16 protein-coding genes and 1 riboswitch are annotated in these 21,462 nt (G+C 65.8%); of the genes, 5 read left to right on the forward strand and 11 right to left on the reverse strand.

Annotated features, from left to right (window positions below):
* Nucleotides 1-46 precede the first annotated feature (46 nt).
* From dsrO to D1793_RS19810, 4 genes are read left to right on the forward strand one after another with little or no spacing between them, the layout of a single operon-like run.
* Nucleotides 47-826 (forward strand): sulfate reduction electron transfer complex DsrMKJOP subunit DsrO, encoded by a 780-nt coding sequence (gene dsrO / locus D1793_RS06565; RefSeq protein WP_119021447.1) that lies wholly within the window; start codon nt 47-49, stop codon nt 824-826.
* The gene (gene nrfD, locus D1793_RS06570; RefSeq protein WP_119021448.1) at nt 807-2,024 is read left to right on the forward strand and encodes an NrfD/PsrC family molybdoenzyme membrane anchor subunit; all 1,218 of its coding nucleotides are present in this window, start codon (nt 807-809) and stop codon (nt 2,022-2,024) included. Before dsrO ends, nrfD begins: the two co-directional genes overlap by 20 nt.
* Nucleotides 2,017-4,659: a molybdopterin-dependent oxidoreductase gene (locus D1793_RS06575; RefSeq protein ID WP_240407791.1), complete on the forward strand. Its 2,643-nt coding sequence runs from the start codon at nt 2,017-2,019 to the stop codon at nt 4,657-4,659. The genes nrfD and D1793_RS06575 overlap by 8 nt, the downstream gene beginning before the upstream one ends.
* On the forward strand, nt 4,659-5,060 hold the full coding sequence (locus tag D1793_RS19810) for a molybdopterin dinucleotide binding domain-containing protein (protein ID WP_240407792.1): 402 nt from the start codon (nt 4,659-4,661) through the stop codon (nt 5,058-5,060). Before D1793_RS06575 ends, D1793_RS19810 begins: the two co-directional genes overlap by 1 nt.
* Before the next feature lie 83 nt (nt 5,061-5,143).
* Here D1793_RS19810 and D1793_RS06580 read toward each other — a convergent pair whose 3' ends face one another.
* The 11 genes from D1793_RS06580 to D1793_RS06630 form a co-directional block, all read right to left on the reverse strand.
* Complete coding sequence (locus D1793_RS06580; RefSeq protein WP_205527639.1) at nt 5,144-6,766, reverse strand: sigma 54-interacting transcriptional regulator; 1,623 nt, start codon at nt 6,764-6,766, stop codon at nt 5,144-5,146.
* 72 nt (nt 6,767-6,838) lie between these two features.
* Nucleotides 6,839-7,288 carry a cyanase gene (gene cynS, locus D1793_RS06585; protein ID WP_119021449.1) on the reverse strand — a complete coding sequence of 150 codons (450 nt, stop codon included), beginning with the start codon at nt 7,286-7,288 and terminating at the stop codon, nt 6,839-6,841.
* A 48-nt stretch (nt 7,289-7,336) separates the two neighbouring features.
* Entirely contained in the window at nt 7,337-8,266 is a 930-nt protein-coding gene (locus D1793_RS06590) for an ABC transporter ATP-binding protein (RefSeq protein WP_119021450.1), read from the reverse strand.
* Nucleotides 8,256-9,101, reverse strand: coding sequence for a nitrate ABC transporter permease (gene ntrB / locus D1793_RS06595; protein WP_119021451.1), 846 nt, complete (start codon nt 9,099-9,101; stop codon nt 8,256-8,258). Before ntrB ends, D1793_RS06590 begins: the two co-directional genes overlap by 11 nt.
* Nucleotides 9,102-9,118: 17 nt before the next feature.
* A complete protein-coding gene (locus D1793_RS06600) occupies nt 9,119-10,507 on the reverse strand; it encodes an ABC transporter substrate-binding protein (RefSeq protein ID WP_119021452.1) in 1,389 nt (462 codons plus the stop codon).
* 61 nt (nt 10,508-10,568) lie between these two features.
* Nucleotides 10,569-11,903 (reverse strand): FAD-dependent oxidoreductase, encoded by a 1,335-nt coding sequence (locus D1793_RS06605; protein ID WP_119021453.1) that lies wholly within the window; start codon nt 11,901-11,903, stop codon nt 10,569-10,571.
* Nucleotides 11,900-13,057 carry an acyl-CoA dehydrogenase family protein gene (locus tag D1793_RS06610; RefSeq protein WP_240407793.1) on the reverse strand — a complete coding sequence of 386 codons (1,158 nt, stop codon included), beginning with the start codon at nt 13,055-13,057 and terminating at the stop codon, nt 11,900-11,902. Before D1793_RS06610 ends, D1793_RS06605 begins: the two co-directional genes overlap by 4 nt.
* Before the next feature lie 60 nt (nt 13,058-13,117).
* Nucleotides 13,118-13,675 (reverse strand): OsmC family protein, encoded by a 558-nt coding sequence (locus tag D1793_RS06615; RefSeq protein ID WP_119021455.1) that lies wholly within the window; start codon nt 13,673-13,675, stop codon nt 13,118-13,120.
* Nucleotides 13,676-14,058: 383 nt separating this feature from the next.
* The gene (ilvD, locus tag D1793_RS06620) at nt 14,059-15,747 is read right to left on the reverse strand and encodes a dihydroxy-acid dehydratase (protein ID WP_119021456.1); all 1,689 of its coding nucleotides are present in this window, start codon (nt 15,745-15,747) and stop codon (nt 14,059-14,061) included.
* 106 nt (nt 15,748-15,853) lie between these two features.
* A complete protein-coding gene (locus tag D1793_RS06625; RefSeq protein ID WP_119021457.1) occupies nt 15,854-16,549 on the reverse strand; it encodes a TenA family protein in 696 nt (231 codons plus the stop codon).
* Complete coding sequence (locus D1793_RS06630; protein ID WP_119021458.1) at nt 16,546-17,952, reverse strand: sodium:solute symporter; 1,407 nt, start codon at nt 17,950-17,952, stop codon at nt 16,546-16,548. Before D1793_RS06630 ends, D1793_RS06625 begins: the two co-directional genes overlap by 4 nt.
* Nucleotides 17,942-18,052: riboswitch (TPP riboswitch) on the reverse strand. (Overlaps the previous gene by 11 nt.)
* A gap of 429 nt (nt 18,053-18,481) precedes the next feature.
* Between D1793_RS06630 and D1793_RS06635 the strand changes: the two genes are divergently transcribed.
* Nucleotides 18,482-21,454, forward strand: a complete 2,973-nt coding sequence (locus D1793_RS06635) for a sigma-70 family RNA polymerase sigma factor (RefSeq protein WP_119021459.1) — start codon at nt 18,482-18,484, stop codon at nt 21,452-21,454.
* The last annotated feature ends 8 nt before the right edge of the window (nt 21,455-21,462 follow it).

A 21,462-nucleotide genomic window follows, 5' to 3' on the forward strand; every position in this document is an offset into this window, starting at 1 on the left:
CCGCCGCGGGGCGATCCCCCGCGGCACCCAGGCCACCGGAGGCGCCATGGACCACCTTCGCCGCTCCCTTCTCGGCCAGCTCGCTCGCCTCAGCGCGGGTGCCGCCCTGATACCGCTCTCGAGCGTTGCCAGCGCCGGCATCAACAGCCAGCCGCCCCGCCGAGAAGGCGACCCCACCAAGCGTTACGGCATGCTCATCGACCTGCGCCAGTGCATCGGCTGCCAGGCCTGCACCGTGTCGTGCCATATCGAGAATGACGCCCCCCTGGGCAAGTTCCGCACCACCGTCTCCCAGTACGAGGTGGAGCATCAGGAGAGCGGCGAGCTTGCCACCTTCATGCTGCCGCGCCTGTGCAACCACTGCGAGAACCCGCCCTGCGTGCCGGTCTGCCCGGTCCAGGCGACCTACCAGCAGCAGGACGGCATCGTGGTGGTGGACAGCGACCGCTGCGTGGGCTGCGCCTACTGCGTCAACGCCTGCCCCTACGACGCCCGCTTCATCAACGACCGGACCCAGACCGCCGACAAGTGCACCTTCTGCGCCCACCGCCTGGAAGCCGGCCTGCTGCCGGCCTGCGTGGAGAGCTGTGTGGGCGGCGCACGGATCATCGGCGACATGCGCGACCCGGAAAGCAAGATCAGCCGCATGATCAATGATCACCGCGACGCGCTGATGGTGCTGCAGCCTGAAAAGAACACCCTGCCCCAGGTCTTCTACCTCGGCATGGACGAGCGCTTCATCACGCGCCCGCTCGCCGAGCCGGTGGCCCTGGAAGTCCTCGACCCCCACGGCAAGGAGATGGGTTATGAATTCCATGGCCATTGAGCTGCTCGCGCCCCGCTACGCCATCGCCTGGTACCCCTGGGCGGTGCAGTACTTCTTTTTGATCGCGCTCTCCTACGCCACCCTGTGGCTGGCGGCCCCGGCGCTGGTGTTCGGCAAGCAGCGCTGGCTACCCACCGCGCGCCTGGCCATGCTGGCCTGCCTGACCACCACCCTGGTGGCCCCGGTGGCGCTGCTCGCCGACCTGCACCAGCCGCTGCGCTTCTGGCACTTCTACGCCTACGCCACCTCGAGCTCCTGGATGTCCATCGGCAGCCTGCTGCTGCCGCTCTACGTGGTGGGCGTGCTGCTGCTCGCCTGGCTGGCCTGGCGCCCGGCGCTGCAGGCCAACCGCCAGGCGCCCGGCCTGGCCGGCCTCGCCGCCCGCCTGCTGGCGTTCGGTGCCGCCCCTACCCCGCGCGCGGCGCTGGTGCTGGTGGGCCTGGGCACCCTGGCCCTCTCCACCGGCATCATGCTCTATACCGGCGCCGAGCTTGCCGTGGTCAAGGCGCGCCCGCTGTGGAACACCGTCTGGCTGCCGCCGATGCTGGTCGCCACCGGCTTTATCGCCGCCGCCGGCCTGACCCTGGTGCTCAACCGGGTCAGCGGCCTGCGTGACCAGGCCACCATCGGCCAGATGCTCAGGGTGCTGCTGGGCGCCTGTCTGGTGGCGGGCCTGGTCGCCGGCAGCTGGTTCCTGGACGGCATCAACGCCAACGTCGGCTCGGTGGCCGCGGCGCTCGACTCGGTGCGCGCAAGCCCCTCCTGGCGCAGCACTGCCCTCTGGGGTGGCCTGACCGGGGTGGCCCTGTTCGGCGCCGTGCTCACCCTGCTCACCCGCCCCGCCGCCCGCCGCCCGGCCCTCTTCGCCTGGGCCTGGGTGCTGGGCCTGGTGGCCATCCACATGGGCTGGATGTTCCGCTGGGTAGTGCTGATGGACGTGCAGCACGTGGCCCGCAACAGCGCCGGCTTCCACCACTACGGCATCCCCGCCGGCTCCTCCGGCATCCTCGGCATCGTCGGCACCTTCGGCCTGTGGCTTGCCGCGGCTCTGGTGATCGACCTGCTGATCCCCTGGCGCCAGGCGCGCCAGGGCGGCAGCGCCGCCGACGTCTCGCTCTCGGACAGCTCAGACAGCAACGCACAGTCCGACGCCCAACGCGCTGCTCATAACATGGAAGGAGCCCCCCGCCATGGCTAAGTCCCCCGTCGACACCTCACGCCGCCGCTTCATGAAGGGTGCCGTCGCCGCCGGCGGTGCCGCCACCTTCGTTGCCGGCTACTCCGACCCCCTGGCCAAGATGGCCAAGGGCGTGACCGGCAGCGCCGGCGAGACGCCGAAGCACCCGATCCACGGCAACTCCCTGGCGCCGGAGTACCGGGTCGACCTCGACAGCGGCGAGCTCACCCTCAACCCGGACCAGCGCACCGCCTTCACCATCTGCTACGGCTGCACCACCCAGTGCGGCGTGAGGGTACGCGTCGACAACGAGAGCGACCGGGTGCTGCGCGTCTCCGGCAACCCCTACCACCCGCTCTCCGCCGACGACCACCTGCCCATGCGCACCCCGGTGGCCGAGGCGCTGCGCCACGTCAGCGCCTACGGCGGCCAGGGCCAGGTCAACCGCTCCACCGCCTGCGCCCGCGGCAACGCCATGATGAGCCAGCTGGAGAGCCCCTTCCGCATCGACCACTGCCTCAAGCGGGTGGGCGAGCGCGGCGAGCGCCAGTGGCAGAAGATCTCCTTCGAGCAGCTGATCGAGGAGATCTGCGAGGGCGGCGACCTGTTCGGCGAGGGCCACGTGGACGGCCTGCGCGCCATCCACGACCACGACACCCTGATCGACCCGGAGAACCCGGAGTACGGCCCGAAGGCCAATCAGCTGATGGTGATGGAGGCCACCGACTACGGCCGCTCCGAGCTGCTCAAGCGCTTCACGCTGAACGGCTTCGCCACCCGCAACTACGGCCACCACGGCTCCTACTGCGGCCTGGCCTTCCGCATGGGCTCCGGGGCGGTGATGAACGACCTGGGCGCCAACGCCCACGTCAAGCCGGACATCCAGAACGCCAGTTTCATCATGTACATCGGCACCGCGCCGAGCCAGGCGGGCAACCCCTTCAAGCGCCAGGGCCGGCTGATCGCCAAGGCGCGCGCCGAGGGCACCCTGGAGTACGTGGTGGTGGACCCGGCGCTGAACGCCGCCGCCTCCCACGCCGCCGACCACAACCGCTGGGTGCCGATCCGCCCCGGCACCGACAGCGCCTTCGCCATGGCCATCATCCAGTGGCTGCTGGACAACGAGGGCTATGCCCGGGCGTTCCTCGAGCTGCCCGGCAAGGCTGCCGCGGACGCCGCCGGCGAGGCCACCCACTCCAACGCCACCCACCTGGTGATCGACACCCAGGACCACCCCCGCCGCGGCCACTTCCTGATGGCCAGCGACCTGGGCCTGGCCGAGGCCGGAAGCGACGCCGATGCCCCCCTGGTGGTGGTCGACGGCGAGCTCATTCACGGCGAGGAGGCGATGGCCGCCGAGCTCTTCGTGGACCGCGAGGTAGACCTCGCCGACGGGAGCGCCGTGCGCGTGAAGAGCAGCATCACCCTGCTGCGCGAATCGGCCAACGAGTTTGAGCTGGCCACCTACGCCGAGCACTGCGGCATCCCCGAGGCCACCATCGTCGACCTGGCCAGCCGATACGCCAGCCACGGCCGCCGCGCTGTGGTCAACTGCCACGGCGGCATGATGTCCGGCAACGGCTTCTACGCCGCCTTCGCCGTGCAGATGCTCAACCTGCTGGCCGGCAACTACAACATGAAGGGCGGCAGCGCCGTGGGCGGCGGCCAGTTCAACGGCTTCAGCCAGGGCCCCCGCTACGACCTGGTGGACTTCCCCGGCAAGCGCGGTCCCCAGGGGGTCTTCCTCTCCCGTTCGCGCTTCCCCTACGAGCGCTCCTCGGAGTACCGCCGCAAGGTCGAGGCCGGCGAGAACCCCTACCCGGCCAAGGCGCCGTGGCGCTCCTTCGCCCCGCCCACCCTCACCGAGCACCTGCCCTCGGCGCTGGACGGCTACCCCTACCCGATCAAGGCGCTGATCGGCTGCATGGCCAACCCCATCTACGGCCAGGCCGGGCTCGAGGCGATGATCGCCGACAAGCTCAAGGACCCGAAGCGCCTGGGGCTCTTCGTGGCCGTGGACGGCTTCATCAACGAGACCAACCGCTACGCCGACTACATCGTGCCCGACTCGGTGATGTACGAGGTGTGGGGCTTCACCGGCGCCTGGAAGGGGGCGCTGGGCCGCCTGACCACCGCCTGCTGGCCGGTGGTGGAACCGCGTCAGCAGAAGACCGCCGAGGGCGAGCCGGTGTGCCAGGACAGCTTCTTCATCGCCGTGGCCAAGCGCCTGGGCCTCGCCGGCTTCGGCGACGAGGCGATCCCGGATGCCGACGGCCACCTCCACCCGCTCAACCGCGCCGAGGACTACTACCTGCGCGCCGCGGCCAACATCGCCTACATGGACGAGCCGCTGCCCGAGGCCGACGAGAGCGACATCGCCCACGCCGGGCTGGCCCCGCTGCTGCCGCGCCTCGAGCGCACCCTCAAGGAAGAGGAGCGCGGTCGGGTGGCCTACCTCTACGCCCGCGGCGGACGCTTCCAGGACGCCAGCGACCACTTCCGGGGCGAGCGGCTGACCAACGCCTGGCGTCGGACCCTGTGCGTCTACAACGAGGTGGTGGGCACCAGCATCGACACCATGAGCGGCAAGCCCAACCGCGGCGTGCCCGGCCACAGCCTGCCGCGCTGCTCGCCTTCTCGTTCAAGTCCAACCTGATGAACTCCTACGCCATCGGCAACGAGCGGCTGCGCATGATCAAGCCCTACAACCCGGTGCAGATGCATCGCCAGGATGCCGAGCGCTACGGCATTTCCCACGGCGACACCATCCGCATCGAGAGCCCCGGCGGCAGCGTGGTGGGCCTGGCGCTGGTCAGCGAGAGCGTGATGCCGGGGTCGCTGGGCATCGAGCACGGCTACGGCCACCGCGATCTCGGCGCCACGCCGCATGTGATCGACGGCGAGTCCCAGCCGGACATGCCCTGGCTGCGCGCCGGCATCAACATCAACGACCTGGGCTTCCGGGACCCGACCCGCAACGTGGACGGCACCTGGCTCGAGCCCATCAGCGGCGCCAGCGTGCGCCAGGGCCTGCCGGTAAGGGTCCGCCGCGCCTGAGCCAGTCGCGCCTGGATCCACCACTGCAAGGCAGAGCGCCCCCGCCGGGAAACCGGCGGGGGCGCTGTCGTTTCACCGCCTGTCTAACCCGAAAGTCCTAGCTTGTCCCACCGGTAGCCGAACTGACGGGGTGTCAGGCCGAGCAACTGGGCGGCTCGGGTCTTGTTGCCTCCCGCCCGCTGCAGGGCACGGTGGAGCTCCTGGGGGCTATGGGAGGCCGCTGGCACATAAGGGCGCACATCGGCCACAGCCGACACGGAGGGCTCTGGGGTTGTCGGGGTACCGGAGATCGATGGCTCCTCACGGGAAGAGTCCGGCAGGAAGCGCTCGACTTCCGCCGCGTCCACCGCCGGATGCTCACAGAGCAGCACCATGCGCTCGATCACGTTACCCAGCTCCCGGATATTGCCTGGCCAGGGATAACGCTGGAGCCGCTCGATGGCGCCGGCCGTAAGGTGAACATTGCGCTGGTTGGCCTGGTTGACCTGGTTGAGGTGATGCAGCGCCAGCGCCGGAATGTCGCCGCTTCGCTCGGCCAGGGAGGGCAGCCGGATAGGAATCACATTGAGCCGGTAATAGAGATCCTGGCGGAAGGCCCCCCGGGCTATCTCCGCCTCGAGATTGCGGTTAGTAGCGGCCACCAGCCGCACATCGATACGTACCTCGCACTTGCCCCCCAGTCGCGAGATGCACCCCTCCTGCAGGGCGCGCAGCAGCTTGGTTTGCATGGCGAGCGGGAGCTCGCCGATCTCGTCCAGGAAGAGGGTTCCCCCATCGGCCTGCTCGAAGGAGCCTTGGCGCAGCGACTGGGCACCGGTGAAGGCCCCCTTCTCGTAGCCGAACAGCTCCGACTCGAACAGGGTCTCGGGAATTGCCGCGCAGTTAACCTTGACGAAGGGGGCCTCCCGACGAGGGCTGGCCAGGTGCAGCGCCCGGGCGAAGAGTTCCTTACCAGTGCCCGACTCACCGAGCAGCAGTACGCTGGCGGTGGAGTCCGAGACCTGCTCGAGCTCGGCCACCGCCTGCACCAATCGAGGTGAGTTGCCCACGATGCCATAGCGGCTGGCGCTGGCGTCCAGTGCCCGCGACAGCAGGCGGTTCTGCTGCTGGAGGGACTCGGTGCGCTCGCGCATCTGGGCATGCAGCTGCAGCAGCTGGCCGGCATGGGCCGCCAGCAGCTTGAGGATCTGGAGATCATCGGCAAGTGGTCGCGGCCGGTGACGAATGCGATGACAGGCCAGCACCCCCAGGGTGCGCTGGGCCACACGGATGGGCTGGGCGATGAATGAAACTGGCCCCTCCGGCAGCCGCCTGCGCTCGACCATGCGCCCCAGGAAATGAGGATCATTGTCGATATTCTGGGAGATCACCAGCTGGCCGCTGGCCAGCACCCGTCCGGTTATCCCCTCGTTCAGAGCATAGCGCCCACGCGCCATCTCCTCGGCGGTCAGCCCGTAGGCGTAGCGGATCTGTCCGCTCTTAGCTGTCTCGTCAAGCAGCACGATCCTCCCCCGATTGAGGCCCAGCAGCTCCGACAGGAGATGCAACATCTCCTGCAGCGCCGGGCCGGGGTCGAGCTCACGCCCCGCCAGCGCCATTACCTGCTGCAACAGCAGCATCTCCTGGGTCCGCCAGTAGGAGGTGGCATGCTCTGCGCCCGCCTCAGACGCCGAGCCCCCCTCCCGTCGTGATACGGTACTCTCCATCGGCCACCTCCCGAAACGACACAGCCCCCCGGCCGAAGGGGCCGGAGGGGACGTCCTATTATGGCGGCAGTGTCAGTAGCTCTTGTAGGGCAGGAACTTTCCCGAGAGCACCACGTTGACCCGATCGCCGCTGGGGTTCTCCTCACGCTGGATATCCATGGAGAAGTCGATGGCGCTCATGATGCCGTCACCGAATTCCTCGTGGATCAACTCCTTGATGGTGGTCCCATAGACGCTGACCACCTCATACCAGCGGTAAATCAGTGGGTCGCTAGGCACCTCGGAGGGCAGCGAGCCCTTGTAGGGCACCACCTGCAGCCAGGCCACCGCCTCGTCAGAGAGGCAGAAGATCTCCCCCAGTACCTCAGCCTGCTGTTTGTTGAAGGTCATCTGGCCAAGGCAGCCGGCGGTGGTCCACTCCTTGCTGAGGCCGATAGCCTGGGCCACGTCGCACCACTTCAGGCCCTTGCTAACCTTGGCGGACAAGATCATCTCGGTCACTTGCTTGCGGTCGGTAATCATCGTTAGCTGCTCCTGCTCTTGCGGATAAAGGGGGATGCCGGGGATGGTTCAGGCTGGCCGCGGTGCGGCCCGTGGGTTCGGGGCGGTCGCGTCACGCGAGGCCACCACCTTCAGGGAATCAAGGCCGGGACGCACCACCGCGGGCTCGCCATAGGCCGCCTTGAGGTCGCGGTCCTGTTGCAGTTGCTTGGAGCGGTGCACCAGGAAGTCCACAAGATGGTTGCGCAGCCGATAGAACTGGGGGTCGTGATGCATCGTCTCCCGATCCCGGTCCCGCGGCAGGGTATTGATGACGATCTCGGCGATATGGGCGCGGGGACCGTTGCTCATCAGCAGGATCTTGTCGGCCAGCAGAATCGCCTCGTCGACGTCATGGGTGATCATGAAGACCGTCTGCCGGGTGACCGAACAGATCTTCAGCAGCTCATCCTGGATCACCCCGCGGGTCAGGGCATCAAGGGCGCCGAAGGGCTCGTCCATCAAGAGCATCTTGGGCTCCACCGCAAAGGCCCGGGCGATGCCGACTCGCTGCTTCATGCCCCCGGAGAGTTCGGAAGGTTTCTTCTTCTCGGCCCCCTTGAGGCCCACCATTTTCAGGAAGCGGGCACCATGCTCAGCAACTTGGTTGCGCGACCAGCGCGGATGGCGGGAGATCACCGCGAAGGCGATGTTCTCCTCCACGCTCAGCCAGGGCAGCAGCGCATGGCTCTGGAAAACCACGCCGCGATCCAGGCTCGGGCCATCCACCTCCTTACCGGCCATCACGATCCCCCCGCGGGTCGCCTGCTCCAACCCCGCCAGGGCGTTGAGGATAGTGCTCTTGCCGCAGCCGGAGTGGCCGATGATGCAGATGAACTCGCCCTTGTGGATGGAGAAGCTGACATTCTCGAATACCGGCGGCTGATCAGGGCGGTACTGCTTGGCCAGCCCCTCGACCTTGACGAAGGGCGCCTCGGTAGCACGGGTATCATTCGACATAGGTCACCTTTTTCTGCAGTTGGGCAAACATCAGGTCCAGCAGCATGCCGATGAGGCCGATCATCAGTACCGCGAAGATCACGTTGTTCAGCGACAAGTTGTTCCACTCGTTCCACACGAAGTAGCCGACCCCGGTACCCCCCACCAGCATCTCGGCGGCCACGATGACCAGCCAGGCGATGCCCATAGAGATCCGCATGCCGGTGATGATGGTGGGCGCCGCGGCGGGCAGCACCACGCGGAAGGCCTTTCGCAGCGGCTTGACCTCCAGGGTTCGGGCCACGTCGAGCCAGTCCTTGCGCACCGCTGCCACCCCGAAGGCGGTGTTGACCAGCATCGGCCAGATGGAGCAGATGAAGATCACGAAGATCGCCGAGATGGTGGAGTCCTTGATGGTGTAAAGCGCGATGGGCATCCAGGCCAGTGGCGATATCGGCTTGAGCACCTGGATGAAGGGATTGAGGGTCTGGTAGAGCAGCGGCGACATGCCGATCAGAAAGCCCAGCGGGAGAGCCACCACCATGGCCAGCAGGAAGCCTACCCCCACCCGCCATAGGGAGTGCATCAGCTGGATTCCGATCCCCTTGTCGTTGGGGCCGTTGTCATAGAAGGGACTGGCAAGGTGGCCCAGGGCGCTGGCGCCGAACTCGGCAGGGGTGGGAAACCCGCCACTTTTCTGGCTATCGGCGGAGAGCCCCATCAGCATCGCGTACTCGGGGTCCAGCGTCTCGCCGCCGGTGGCGGTAGTCTGGGTGGCCACGTGCCAGACGCCGACCAGTGCCAGCAACAGCAGACAGGAGAGCAGGGCCGCGCGCAGTTTGAGTGTCTTGTCCATGGTCATGGCTCCTCTGTTCAGCCGCGATAAAGCGGTAGGCTCTCGAGATAATCCTCGGCCCGGTGCGGATCGAAGGTGCGCCCCATCACATCGAAACTCGGATAGCCGTCCAGCGGTTCCTGCTCCGCATCGGCCATGCCGAGCTCCGCCATCTGGCGACGCGCGTCAGTCATCAGGAACACCTCCTCTGCCAGCTCCTTGAAGTCGACCTCCTGCTGCAGATAGCCCCAGCGCTTCATCTGGGTGAGCATCCAGGTGGCCATGCCGTACCATGGCATGGGCTCGAAGCCGGAGCGCTCAGGTTCGTCCAGTATCCCGCCCAGGCCGTCGGCGTAGCGACCTGTGAGCGCCTGGCGAATAACGATTTCCGGCTGGTTGAGGTAGTTGGGTGTGGAGATCGCCTCGGAAATGGCTGTGAGATTTGCCGGGTCCCGGGCCATGGCGGCAGCGTTAAGCACCGCCCGATAGAGCGCAGCAAAGGTGTTGGGATTCTCCTGGATGAACGCTTCGGACATGCCGAAGGAGCAGCAGGGGTGTCCGTTCCAGATGTCCTTGGTGAGGATATGCAGGAAGCCGATCTGGTCGTAGACGGCGCGCTGGTTGAAGGGGTCCGGCCCCAGGAAGCCGTCGATGTTGCCGGCTCGCAGATTGGCGACCATCTCGGCCGGCGGCGTGACCCGCAGCTGCACATCATTGTCCGGGTCGAGTCCATGCTCGGCCAGGTAGTAGCGCAGCAGGAAGTTGTGCATGGAGTATTCAAAGGGAATCGCGAAGCGGAACCCCTTCCAGTTGCGCGGATCGCGATTTTCCTTGTGCTTCATCGCCAGGGTGATGGCCTGCCCGTTGGTGTTCTGGATAGTGGCCACGCGCATCGGCTGGCGCGAGGAGCCCAGTCCCAGGGAGATGGCCAGCGGCATCGGCGCTAGAAAGTGCGAGGCGTCCAGCTCGCCATTGAGCATCTGGTCGCGCACCAGGGCCCAGCCGGAGCTCTTGATCAGCGAGACGTTCAGCCCCTGCTCGGCATAGAAGCCCAGCGGGCCCGACATGATCAACGGCGTGGCGCAGTTGATCGGGATGAAGCCAACCCGCAGATCCTTCTTCTCCAGCGGGCCCTGGCGATCCTCGGCCATGGCCTGAAGGCTCTCCATGGGCAGCACACTGGCGATGGCCGCCATGGCGGTGCCCGCCCCTACCGCCTTGAGGAAACGGCGCCGGGTGGCATCATGAGGAAACAGCGCCTTGACTGCCGCCGCCTCGACGAAGTCACGGGAGAGATGGTCGGGGTCGCTGGCGTGGGCCTGACGAGCCTCGGCGTCATGCTGCACCTGGCTGTCATGGCGGCCGCAGCTGCAGCCTCCCAGCAGTGAATCGCTCGAGTAGGGGCGGTAGATATTGTTGTCGCTCATGGGCTTGTCCTCGTGATGATGCGAACGTCCGTAACGCCGCGGTCGGAGCAGAAACTCATGGTCAGGCCGCGCCACTGGCGGCACCGACCCGCAGAGTGGCAACCACTTCCCCGTCGCGGCGCTGCTCCATGTACAGAGCCCGCAAGTCGTCACTCAGGGTGATCCATTCGCCCTCGGCAGTGGGCCGTCCGTGCAGGGTGATCGGCAGGCCCCGGGTCTTGAGCCGCACCACTGGCACGGCATGGACATAGCCGGGATGGGCACGCTCCAGCAGCGCATGGGCAATGGTTTCGGCCTGGCGCGCCAGCGGCTCGATGAAGCGGCACGGTGAACCATCGATGGTGATGCAGTCGCCGAGCGCGTAGACGTCTGGTGCGCTGGTCTTCAGGGTTTTGGGATCGACGCGGATGCCGCTCTCAAAGTCGAGGCCGGCTTGACGGGCCAGACGCGGTTCGGTGACAAGCCCGGTCGCTGCCACCACCTGATCTACCACCAGGCGCTCGCCATCCTCCAGCACCAGCACCCGCTCGCCGCTGGACAGCGCCTCGATGGCAGCGACCCGGGCCTCAGCACGAAAGGCGATGCCCAGCGCCCGCTGGCTCTCAAGCAGCCGACGGCCGGCGGTCACAGGCAGCAGCGATGCCAGCGGATAGCGATGACGATCCAGAAGGCTGACCGCATGACCAGCCCGTGCCAGATCCTCGGCCAGCTCGCAGCCCACCATGCCGGCCCCCACTACCGCGACCCGCGCGGGGCCGTCCGCCAGCCGGCGCTGCAGCCCGCCCCAGCCGGCCAGGTCGTTGACCCGCCAGCAGTGCTGCGGCGCCAGCGCTTCGGGCAGGGCCGGGGTCGCCCCCAGAGCCAGCACCAGGCCGGTGTAGCCCAGGGTGCCGCGGGTCGTCCGCAGGCGGCGCTGGTCCGGCGACAGGCCGGTGACGAAGGTCCGGGCCAGCAGCTGCACTCCCAGACGACGGGCTGCCTCGGCGCCGGACTCCCGGACCAGCTCGGTGGCATCCAGCCCGCGGCTGAGCGCCACCGACAACTCCGGCTTGTGGTAGCGGTCGCCGTCACAAGCGGTGACCAGGGTGATCAGCAGCTCGCGATCCAGGGCGCGCAGTGCCTCCACTGCGGCCCAGCCGGCCAGGCCGGCGCCGACCACTACCACGCCGGTGCGGCAAGGACCAGTCTCGATAGCCACGGCCTCCACCGGCTCGCGTCTCTCGAAGGGCTCGAAGTCCGCCTTGGTCACGCCGCACAGCGGGCACTCCCAGTCGTCGGGGATATCCTCGAAGCGGGTACCCGGGGCCAGGCCACTGTCCGGATCGCCCTCCTCCTCGTCATAGATCAGCCCGCAGGCACGGCAGATGTACTGCTTCCAGGCGCGTTCGTCGCTCATGCCGGCATCTCCTCACGCATCAGGCGCGCCATCTCCCAGCGCAGGTGCTTGATGGCAGGGGTGACGATGGCCACGAAGTGCGCCTCCCGGATGCGTCGCTGGGGTGCGGCACTCATCAGATAGCCCCGCGCGCCCTGGTGCAAAAGAGCCGACTGAGAGGCCCGCAGCGCCAGCTCAGACCCCTGGACCCGGGCATCCAGTACCTCCAGCAGGTAGTCGCGCCCGGTCTCGAAGGGCGTGCGCGCCAGCATGAGGGCGCGTTCGCGCAGATCATCCAACTCCGCCTGCAGCGCATAGGGACGCTCGTCCAGATGCTGGTTGACATGCCCCAGCGCCGGCTCCACCTCGCGGATGGAGTCGATGCTGCCCTGGCTTACGCCCAGCGCCATGCCGGCCTGCAGCAGGATGAAGGCGGCCTTGATGCGGGCGATGAAGGGGCGCGCCGGATCGGCGATCAAATCATCCTCACCGACGAAGTAGTCCTTGAGGACGATGCTCCAGGTGCTCGAGCCTTCCATGCCGGAGAACACCGGACACTGACGCAGCTGCACCTCGTCATGGCAGTGCAGCACGAACATGATCTCGTGGGAGAGGCGGCCGTCGGCGCCCTCAACTCCGGCGATGGCGCCGCAGTACTGACCGTGTGCGATATGGCTAACCCACGGCAAGGTGCCGTTGACCCGATAGCCGCCGGGCACGCGACGCGCCCGCAGCGCCAGGCTCTCGATGCCCGACAGCGCCTTCATGGGATTGGAGAGCGCCGTGCCGCCGAAGCTCTCGCCGCTGGCATGGCGCTCGAGGAAGCTACCGGTGAGCGCCGGATTGCCCGACTGCTCCAGGTAGAGGCCGAAGACATCGTGGGCCCACACCAGGAAGCCGGTGGTACCACAGCGCCGACTGACGGCCTCCATTGCGCCGATAGTCTGGTCGAAGCGCTGGCCGTTCCGGGCCAGATGCGCCCCCAGGCCCCCAGCACGCCCCAGTGCCGCCATGATCTCGAGCGGATAGTGGCCCTGGTCGATGCGTCCGGCCATCTCGGCCAGCGGGCCGGCGGCAATCTGCTCGACCTGGCCCAGGAGTCCGCCCGAGGTATCAGACATCGGCGACGATGACATCACTGAGCGAGAAGGGGTGACGATTGCTGCGTCGATCATGATCATGACTCCGTGAAAGCGATCGTGGGCCGCGGCGCCCGTGACGCCGCGGGGCGCGACTTACTCGGGGTCCGCCAGGCCTATGCTGAAGGCGATCGGGTTTCGCATGGTGTTGGCTACCGGCGAGTAGAAATTGGCGTGCTGGACGATCTCGTCGAGCTCCTCGCGGCTGGCATCGCCCTCCACCATGACCTTGACGCGAATCTCCTGGAACCCCATCTCGGGCGGCTGCTTCTCGGCGCCGCCGGCCCCCCAGGCCGCGGGGTTGCCGATATCGCCCTCGAGGAAGATCTCCAGACGGCTCAGCCTCACCTGCTTCCAGGTGGCCACGGCGGTAATCCCTACGGCCAGGCAGCCGCCCAGGCCCGAGAGCACGATCTCGCCAGGGGCCGGCGCGGTGTCCTCGCCAAACAGGTGCAGGGGTTCATCCACCACAACCTGGTGGCCGCTGACGTGGCTGATGGTGCGGTACTGCCCTTCAGTCACGGTGTGCACCTTGTTGGTACCGCGGATGGCGGGGTTGTTGCGGCCCTTCTCGGCAAAAGCCAGCAGGCCGTCACGATCAATGGGACGCAGGTGGCTTTTCACGGTGGCTGGGGCGTCGGCAAGGGTGGTCATGGTCTTCTCCTGGCATTCGGTCGATAGCGTGTCGGCTTGGCGCGCTGTGCGCTCTTGATATGCATCAAGCCTTTGCAACCGTGAGGCCATGCCTGCCAATAGAAGTAAAAAATGTTCATTTTCATAAAGTTGAAATCATCATCACGCTGAAACAGCGGAGGGTGAGGGCCTCACAAAGTCAGACAAAATGGCAACAATGTTGACAATTGGTGCGGCGCATCAAGATCACGCGAGCAGGTCGGTGCAGCTGAAAAGGTCGCCGGCACCTCGAGCATCAGAGCCCGGGGTGTTCTTCCAGAGCAGGTAGGTAGAAAGCAGAGCGCCCCCGCCGGGAAACCGGCGGGGGCGCTGTCGTTGGCGACCCTGTCAGCCGCGGGGCAGGCTCAGTCGAAGGCGTCGGTGACCGCCCCGGTGGAGGCGGAGCTGACGGTCCTCGCGTACTTCGCCAGCACCCCGCGGGTGTAGCGCGGCGCCGGCTGCTGCCAGGCGGCGCGGCGGCGCATCAGCTCCTCGTCGGAGAGGTCGACGTCGATGGTGTCGGCCTCGGCGTCGATGGTGATCGTGTCGCCATCCTCCACCAGCGCCAGGGGGCCGCCGTCGAAGGCCTCAGGCGTGACGTGGCCCACCACGAAGCCGTGACTGCCGCCGGAGAAGCGCCCGTCGGTGATCAGCGCCACCGAGTCCCCCAGCCCCCGGCCCATGATCGCCGAGGTGGGCGTGAGCATCTCGCGCATGCCGGGCCCACCACGCGGCCCTTCGTAGCGGATCACCACCACGTCGCCGGCCACCACGGTGCCGTCGTTGATGCGCGCCTGGGCCTCCTCCTCGGAGCCGAACACCCGGGCGGTGCCGGAGAAGCGGGTGCCCTCCTTGCCGGTGATCTTGGCCACCGCCCCCTCGGGGGCCAGGTTGCCGAAGAGGATGCGCAGGTGGCTCTCCGCCTTGAGGGGCGCATCCAGCGCCGCGATGATCTGCTGGTCGTCGGGATAGGGGGCGACATTGGCCAGGTTCTCGGCGAGTGTCCTGCCGGTCACCGTCAGGCAGTCGCCGTGGAGCAGGCCGGCATCGAGCAGCGTCTTCATCAGCGGCTGGATGCCGCCGATGGCGACAAGCTCGCTCATCATGTAGTGGCCGCTGGGGCGCAGGTCGGCCACCACCGGCACGCGCCGCCCGATGTGGGTGAAGTCCTCGAGGGTCAGCTCCACCCCGATAGTGCGGGCCATGCCGATCAGGTGCAGCACCGCGTTGGTGGATCCGCCGAGTGCGATCACCACGGTGATGGCGTTCTCGAAGGCCTTGCGGGTCATGATGTCCGAGGGCTTGAGGTCGCGCTCGAGCAGCTCGAGCACGGCGGCGCCTGCCGCCTCGCAGTCCGCGCGCTTGTCCCTGGAGACGGCGTTCTGCGCCGAGCTGCCCGGCAGGCTCATGCCCAGCGCCTCGATGGCCGAGGCCATGGTGTTGGCGGTGTACATGCCGCCGCAGGAGCCGGGGCCGGGGATCGCCGTCTCCTCGATCTGCTTGAGCTCGATCAGGTCGATGTCGCCGCGGCTGTGGGCGCCCATGGCCTCGAACACCGAGACGATATCGGTGTGGCCCTTGCCGGGGAGGATCGTGCCGCCGTAGACGAAGACGCTCGGGCGGTTCAGCCGCGCCAGGCCCATCAGGCAGCCCGGCATGTTCTTGTCGCAGCCGCCGATGGCCACCAGGCCGTCGAAGCCCTCGCAGCCGGCCACCGTCTCGATGGAGTCGGCGATCACCTCCCGCGACACCAGCGAATACTTCATGCCCTCAGTGCCGTTGGCAATGCCGTCGGAGATGGTGATGGTGTTGAAGATCACCCCCTTGCCGCCGGCGGCGTCGGCGCCGTCCCGGGCATGCTCGGCCAGCTCGTTGATGTGGCTGTTGCAGGGCGTGACCATGCTCCAGGTGGAGGCGATGCCCACCTGGGGCTTGATGAAATCCTCATCGGTGAAGCCCACCGCGCGCAGCATGGCGCGGCCGGCCGCCTTGCCGGGGCCGTCTACCACGGAAGCGGAGTGACGGCGGCGGGGATCCTTCGGGGTATCGCTCATGGCAGGGCTCCTCTGACGATGGCATGACCCTCAGAGGGTGGACCTCATTCCCGGGCCTGACAACCGCCCAGGCCCTAGCCCGCTTTCTGCCAATGCGGCAGTCCGCTCAGCGCGGCATCACCGCATCGTGGAAAGCGCGCTCCCTGGCCACGGTCTCGCGGAAGCATTCGGCCATGCGGGTGAAGGCGGCGTCATCGAGCGTCTCGGCCTCCTCGTCCAGGCGGCGGCGCAGCCAGGCGACGAAGTCCTGGAAGGCGGGGTTGTCGTGCAGGTCGATCCACTCCCCCACCAGCGGGTGCAGCCCCTCGGCGCGGGTGATCCGCAGCGCCCACTCCAGGTAGATCCACTCGGTGACCACCAGCGCCGCGAGGATCTCGGCGTAGCCGCCGGCGCGGCCGGTCTCGCGCAGCAGCACCTGGAAGGCGCGGGTCTCGGGCAGGTAGTCCGGCGCCTCGCGCTGGTCGGCGGGCACCTCGAAGGCCTCGAAGGTGCGCTGGAAGGTGCTGTTCTCGTCGCTGGTCAGCATGCCCATGAACTGCCCCAGCACCACCCGGTCGGCCATGCTCGGCGCCCGGCCGATGGCGAAGCCGATCAGCGCGGTGAAGGGGTCCACGAAGCCATAGTCCTGCACCATGTAGGCGGCGAAGTCGGCGCCGGCGAGGCGCCCCTCGGCCATGGCGTCGAAGAGCGGGTGGTTCACGGTGGCGGACCAGTCGGGCTCGCTGATCTCGCGCAGCCAGTCGGTGAGGCGCGGCGCGTCCTGCTGCGCCGCCCAGGCGGTCCAGTCGGCTCGTGTGGTCATCGGGCATCTCCTTGGAGTGTCGGTTGGAATCTCGCCCCCGGGCGAAGCCAGGCGATCAGCAGGCTCACCAGCGTGGAGGCGAGCAGCGCCCCCAGGAAGGGCGGCAGCGTCGGAATGCTGTCCGGGAAGGTGGCGGCCATGAAGCCGGCGGAGAGGCTCCCCAGGGTGATCCAGCCCGGCACGATCGCGCCGAGCAGCCCCGCCACGCCGCCGGCCACGGCGGCCAGGGGCGACATGCGCCGCCACAGGCCCAGCAGCACCGGCAGCAGGATGGCGGCGCACAGGAGATCGGCGATCAGGAAGAGGCGCAGCACCGAGAAGCCCTGCAGGGCCACCCACACCACCGGCAGCATCAGCGCCACCGTGACCAGGCGCGCCGCCCGCACCGAGAGCCCGCGCCGGCCAACGCTTGCCACCGCCATGGAGGCGATGGCGTTCTGCAGGGTATCGACGCTGGAGGCCACCAGGGTCACCGCCAGCACCAGGGCCGGCAAGCCCAGCCAGGCCGGCGCGGCGGAGAGCAGCGCGAAGAAGGGAATCGGCGGCTCGCCCAGGGGTAGCGCATGCATGGCCGCCACGATGCCGAGCCCGCCGATGCCCATCACCACCAGCAGGCTGCTGGCCCCGCCCAGCAGCGCCCCGCGGGCCAGGGCGCGGTCATCCTCGGCGGCCCATACCCGCTGCCAGTAGCCCTGATGGAAGAGGTTGGCCGCGGTGACGGCGATCACCAGGGTGAGCGCCACGGAGAGCGCACTGCTCGTGGGAATGGAGGGCATCACGGCCTCGGCCGGCATGGGCGGCAGCCACCACCAGGCCACGCCACCCACCAGCACCAGCAGGGCCAGCAGCAGCCAGGCCTGCCAGCGGTCGGTGGCGAGGCTCGCCCGCAGCCCGCCCAGGGTGGTGTAGACCAGGGTGACCACCGCCACCCCGAGGACCACCAGCGCCGGCGGCACGTCGGAGAGCAGCGCGGCGATGGCGCCGATGGCGGTGAGCTCGGCGGCCAGGAAGATCGCCATGTAGGCCACCGAGACGAAGGAGACCCAGCGCCGCACCCCGGTGCCGTAGCAGGACTCCGCGAACTCGCCGATGCTGCGCCCCTGGGGCAGGTGGCGACGGATCGCCGGGCCGTAGAGCCCCAGCACGATGAAGGGCAGCGAGGAGCCGATGGCGTAGCCGGCCAGCGCCACCGGCCCCACGAAGGCGCCGATCTCCGGCGGCGCGAAGAGGATCCAGGCGCCCATGCTGGAGGCCAGGAACGACAGGCCGATGGCCTGGGCGCCCTGGGAGTTGCGGGCGGTGACGTAGTCATCGAGCAGGCCGTCGGCCCGGCGGGCCCGCAGGCCCAGAAAGGCAAAGCACAGCAGCGCCGCGCCGAGCACGGCAGACGTCAGGTAGGGCATGTCGCGCTTCCTCCGCCGGTATGAACCGGATCAGGTTCCAGGGTCGGCGCTTGGCCCTCTCAGCCCCCGCGGATGCGGCGGGACTCCCCTGGCGACAAGTGGATGAAGTAAGTTCTTGAGCCCTTAGTCGAAGGCCACTTGGCCGATATGACTTAGAGCCCCGTGAAATGATATAACAGCTACAAAGTCAGAACGACCACCCTCGCAGGGAACATCAATAATGCCATTCACCAAAATCAAGGCACACGCCCTAGGGCGACTGCATACGATCTTAGGCGCCCTCTACTCCGAAACCTCCGAGCGTCTGCTCCAACGGAGCGGGGGCTCTACAGGCTCTGATTAACGAGCTCATGGGGAGCGTTCATCTAGCACTCCGGATGATCCAAGGCCGACAGAGCCGCGGCTTCGAGTCCGCCGTTGAGGTGCACATGGGTCACCACACCTCCTCACTAGACGCACTAACCCCCTCCAGTGGGTGGCGAGCGTAGCTCTCACCCCAAGATACGTCCCGACAGAAAGGCCTCGGAGCATGGAAGAGCCGGTGAATCGCCTGAACCCCTTTCTCCGCGTGGCGGTGATCGCCGGCGTTGAGACAGCGGTCAAGCTACACATCCAACGAGGTGACAACCTCGACGCACGCGACAAAAATGGGGCTACACCCTTGATGCTCGCCGCAGCCCGAAAGAAAAAGGGGACTTTGCGCATCCTTTTGGCTGCTGGAGCAAATCCGACACTGCTAGACCTTGGTGGAAAAAGCGCCTTGGCTCATGCAGAGAAGGGTGGGTGTCCCGACTGCATCTCGCTGATGCGCAGTGCGTCCGAGGCTTTCCGCGAGACGAATAGTAGCGAGTCAGCCGCCCAAGGCCCAATGATTAATAAAGCTGACGAATCAACCCCGAAAGAGGCCTTGCCTAGCGGAATAGAGTCAAGGCTCAACGAATTGAAGATACCGGAGGGTGTCTCCGAGCCGAGTCCGGTGGGTTTAGCACTCGGAGTCGAGAAACAGAACGCCCACACCACACTTACCACTCCCTCGGAAAATCAGGGTGGGGGCGCGAAAGGTACACTACAAGACGACCGCCCCGAGCATTTTATGGAGGCGGACCAGTCCTCGGATGCCCTTTATCCAATTGACAAACCGTTCGATCTTAAACTCGAGGATATCTGGGAGGCGGAGCCTGAGACAGTAGCTCCCGATCGCAACGAATATATAGCCGATGAAGCCTGTGCACTTGTGGCTTCTCCCGGCGATAGTGAGCCAGGAATCGACAAGCAAGCGGAGTCGACAGCGACCCTCAAACCGAGCCCTTTCAGTTTGGCAATCAAAATCAAGGAACAGGGTGTCTCCACCGACACTACCACTCACGGAGAAGATAAGGTACACACCAATACTTCTGACTCGATCACAAGCCCGAAGGAAGTCTCCGAAGTAAGCGAGGCCTCAGCCCCCTTCGATCTAGATGTTAATCCGCTCGACCTAGAATTTGAGGAGGGCTGGGATGTAGAGCCCGAGGCAGTCCTACCCGAGGGAAACAAGGCCGTAGCCAAAGAGGTGCGTGCCCTGAACAAGGAGATCGGCAGGCACAAGGCGATAGACAGTGACGAACAATGGGATGATATTGACTTGTTTCTGCCCGACAGGGCCATTCCATTTAGCAACAATGACGAAGCCAACACAGCTCTTCGCGATCTATTATTCCGAGCCTTGCGCGAGGGCTCAATATCCGAGGAGGCCCTGACAAAAACCTGTCTGAAGGAGGATGATTCGCGTGACGAGGTAGCAGAGAGAATTCTGGCCTTCGTCATAGGTGACCTCGGAGCGTTAATCGACAACAAGTTAGAGACAGGAGAACCCCCGTTCCTCGGTGACCCAACTATCGCCGAAGAGCACGAAATGGTGGAGGCCTCCGAATTCGTGAAGGATCTTGCCTCAGGCCGGAATGACCCCTTGCGATTCTACGTCAAGAGTCTCAAGGGAAATCTACTCGATGCCCAAGAAGAGATCTCATTGGCGCGCGCAATGGAAGAGGCCAACACCGATGCACTGAATGCTCTTTCGACCTGGCCACTGGGCTTGAAAACAGTATTCGATGCCGCAGACAGAGTGGCCAGCGGAGTTGCCGACGTGGACATCTTTAGTTCTGGGCCCGAACCCTCCGCAGAGGAGCAGACGCACTCGATTGATGTGTGGATGGATGACGAAGGCGAAAATATCGATCTAGACCCGGCTGCGGCGAACTTCGTTTCCGCCATCTCTAAAGCAAAGTCCGCGAGTGGTGATTTGGAAAAAATCCGCTCGTCCCTAGCAACTGCCGCTCTTTCCCAAGACTTCTTGATCGAGCTTGCGGAAAAGGCTGAAGAAGATATAGCCGGCACCGACTTTGCCTTTGCGCTTAAACGCCAGTCTGCCGCCCGGCAGCGGATGATCCTCTCAAACCTGCGCCTAGCCTTCTCAATTGCCAAGAAATATAGATGGTCAAAATTGCCGTTCGACGATCTTGTTCAAGAAGGCAATATTGGATTGATGAAGGCGGTCGAGCGCTTTGACTGGCGCAGGGGCTTCCGCTTCTCTACATATGCAACCTGGTGGATTCGCCAACAGGTCACACGTGCGGTCGCCGATAAGGAGCGGGTCGTCCGTGTACCCGTGCATATGCATGCTGACGCTCGAAAAATTCTACACGATCGCAAGGAGTTTGAAGGTAGGGTTGGACGTCCGGAGACTGAGCAGGAAACATCCCAAAGAGCAGGAATTCCGCTCGATAAGGTAAAGCTTATCCTGAGTGCCTTTTTGGATATAATCTCCTTGGACGATCCAAACCATGATCCAGAGCTCCCGACTCTTGAGACCCTGCCCAATTCCAAGGCTTCAGACCCGGCTCTTGCCGTTGAAGAGTCATCCCTGAGGATGACTCTACTAAGCATGCTCAGCGAGCTCGATGAGCGTTCCGCAAAGGTCATCACCCTTCGCTTCGGGCTTGGAGGGGAAGAAGCTATGACTTTGGAGGAGGTCGGACGTAGATTCGATGTCACCCGTGAGCGAATTCGACAAATAGAATCGAAAGCGCTGAAAAAACTATCCAGTCCAGCAAGGAAAGAGAAATTGGCCGCATACATGGGCGATCAGTTTGAATTACCCTCTCCTGCTACACACGCCCTATTCGAAGCCCCATCACCACTAGGCTCGAAAAAAAAATCTCGGGAAATTGAGCCGCCCGCTCCACTCTCCAGCTCGCTCGAGGCCATCCCGAAGTTGCCCAAGAAACCAGCCTCACTACGCCCCTCAACCAAGATTATTACCACCATTGAAAATAGTGGGATGCTAGTAGAACTCATTGAAGATGCTCGGGCGCTAGGCCTTTATGTGGAAGACACCCGTTCCGAAGATGGGCAAGTCCTCATTTCATTGCCGGCACAGCCAGATGCCCAAATTCGCAAAATCGCCCGTAGGTTGAGGGCCGCTGGTTTCACACTTCTTTTCGGAACTACCTACGTAAAATGAACGAGAGA

It is taken from the genome of Halomonas sp. JS92-SW72, from assembly GCF_003547075.1.
GTDB classification, from domain to species: Bacteria; Pseudomonadota; Gammaproteobacteria; order Pseudomonadales; family Halomonadaceae; genus Halomonas; species Halomonas alkalicola.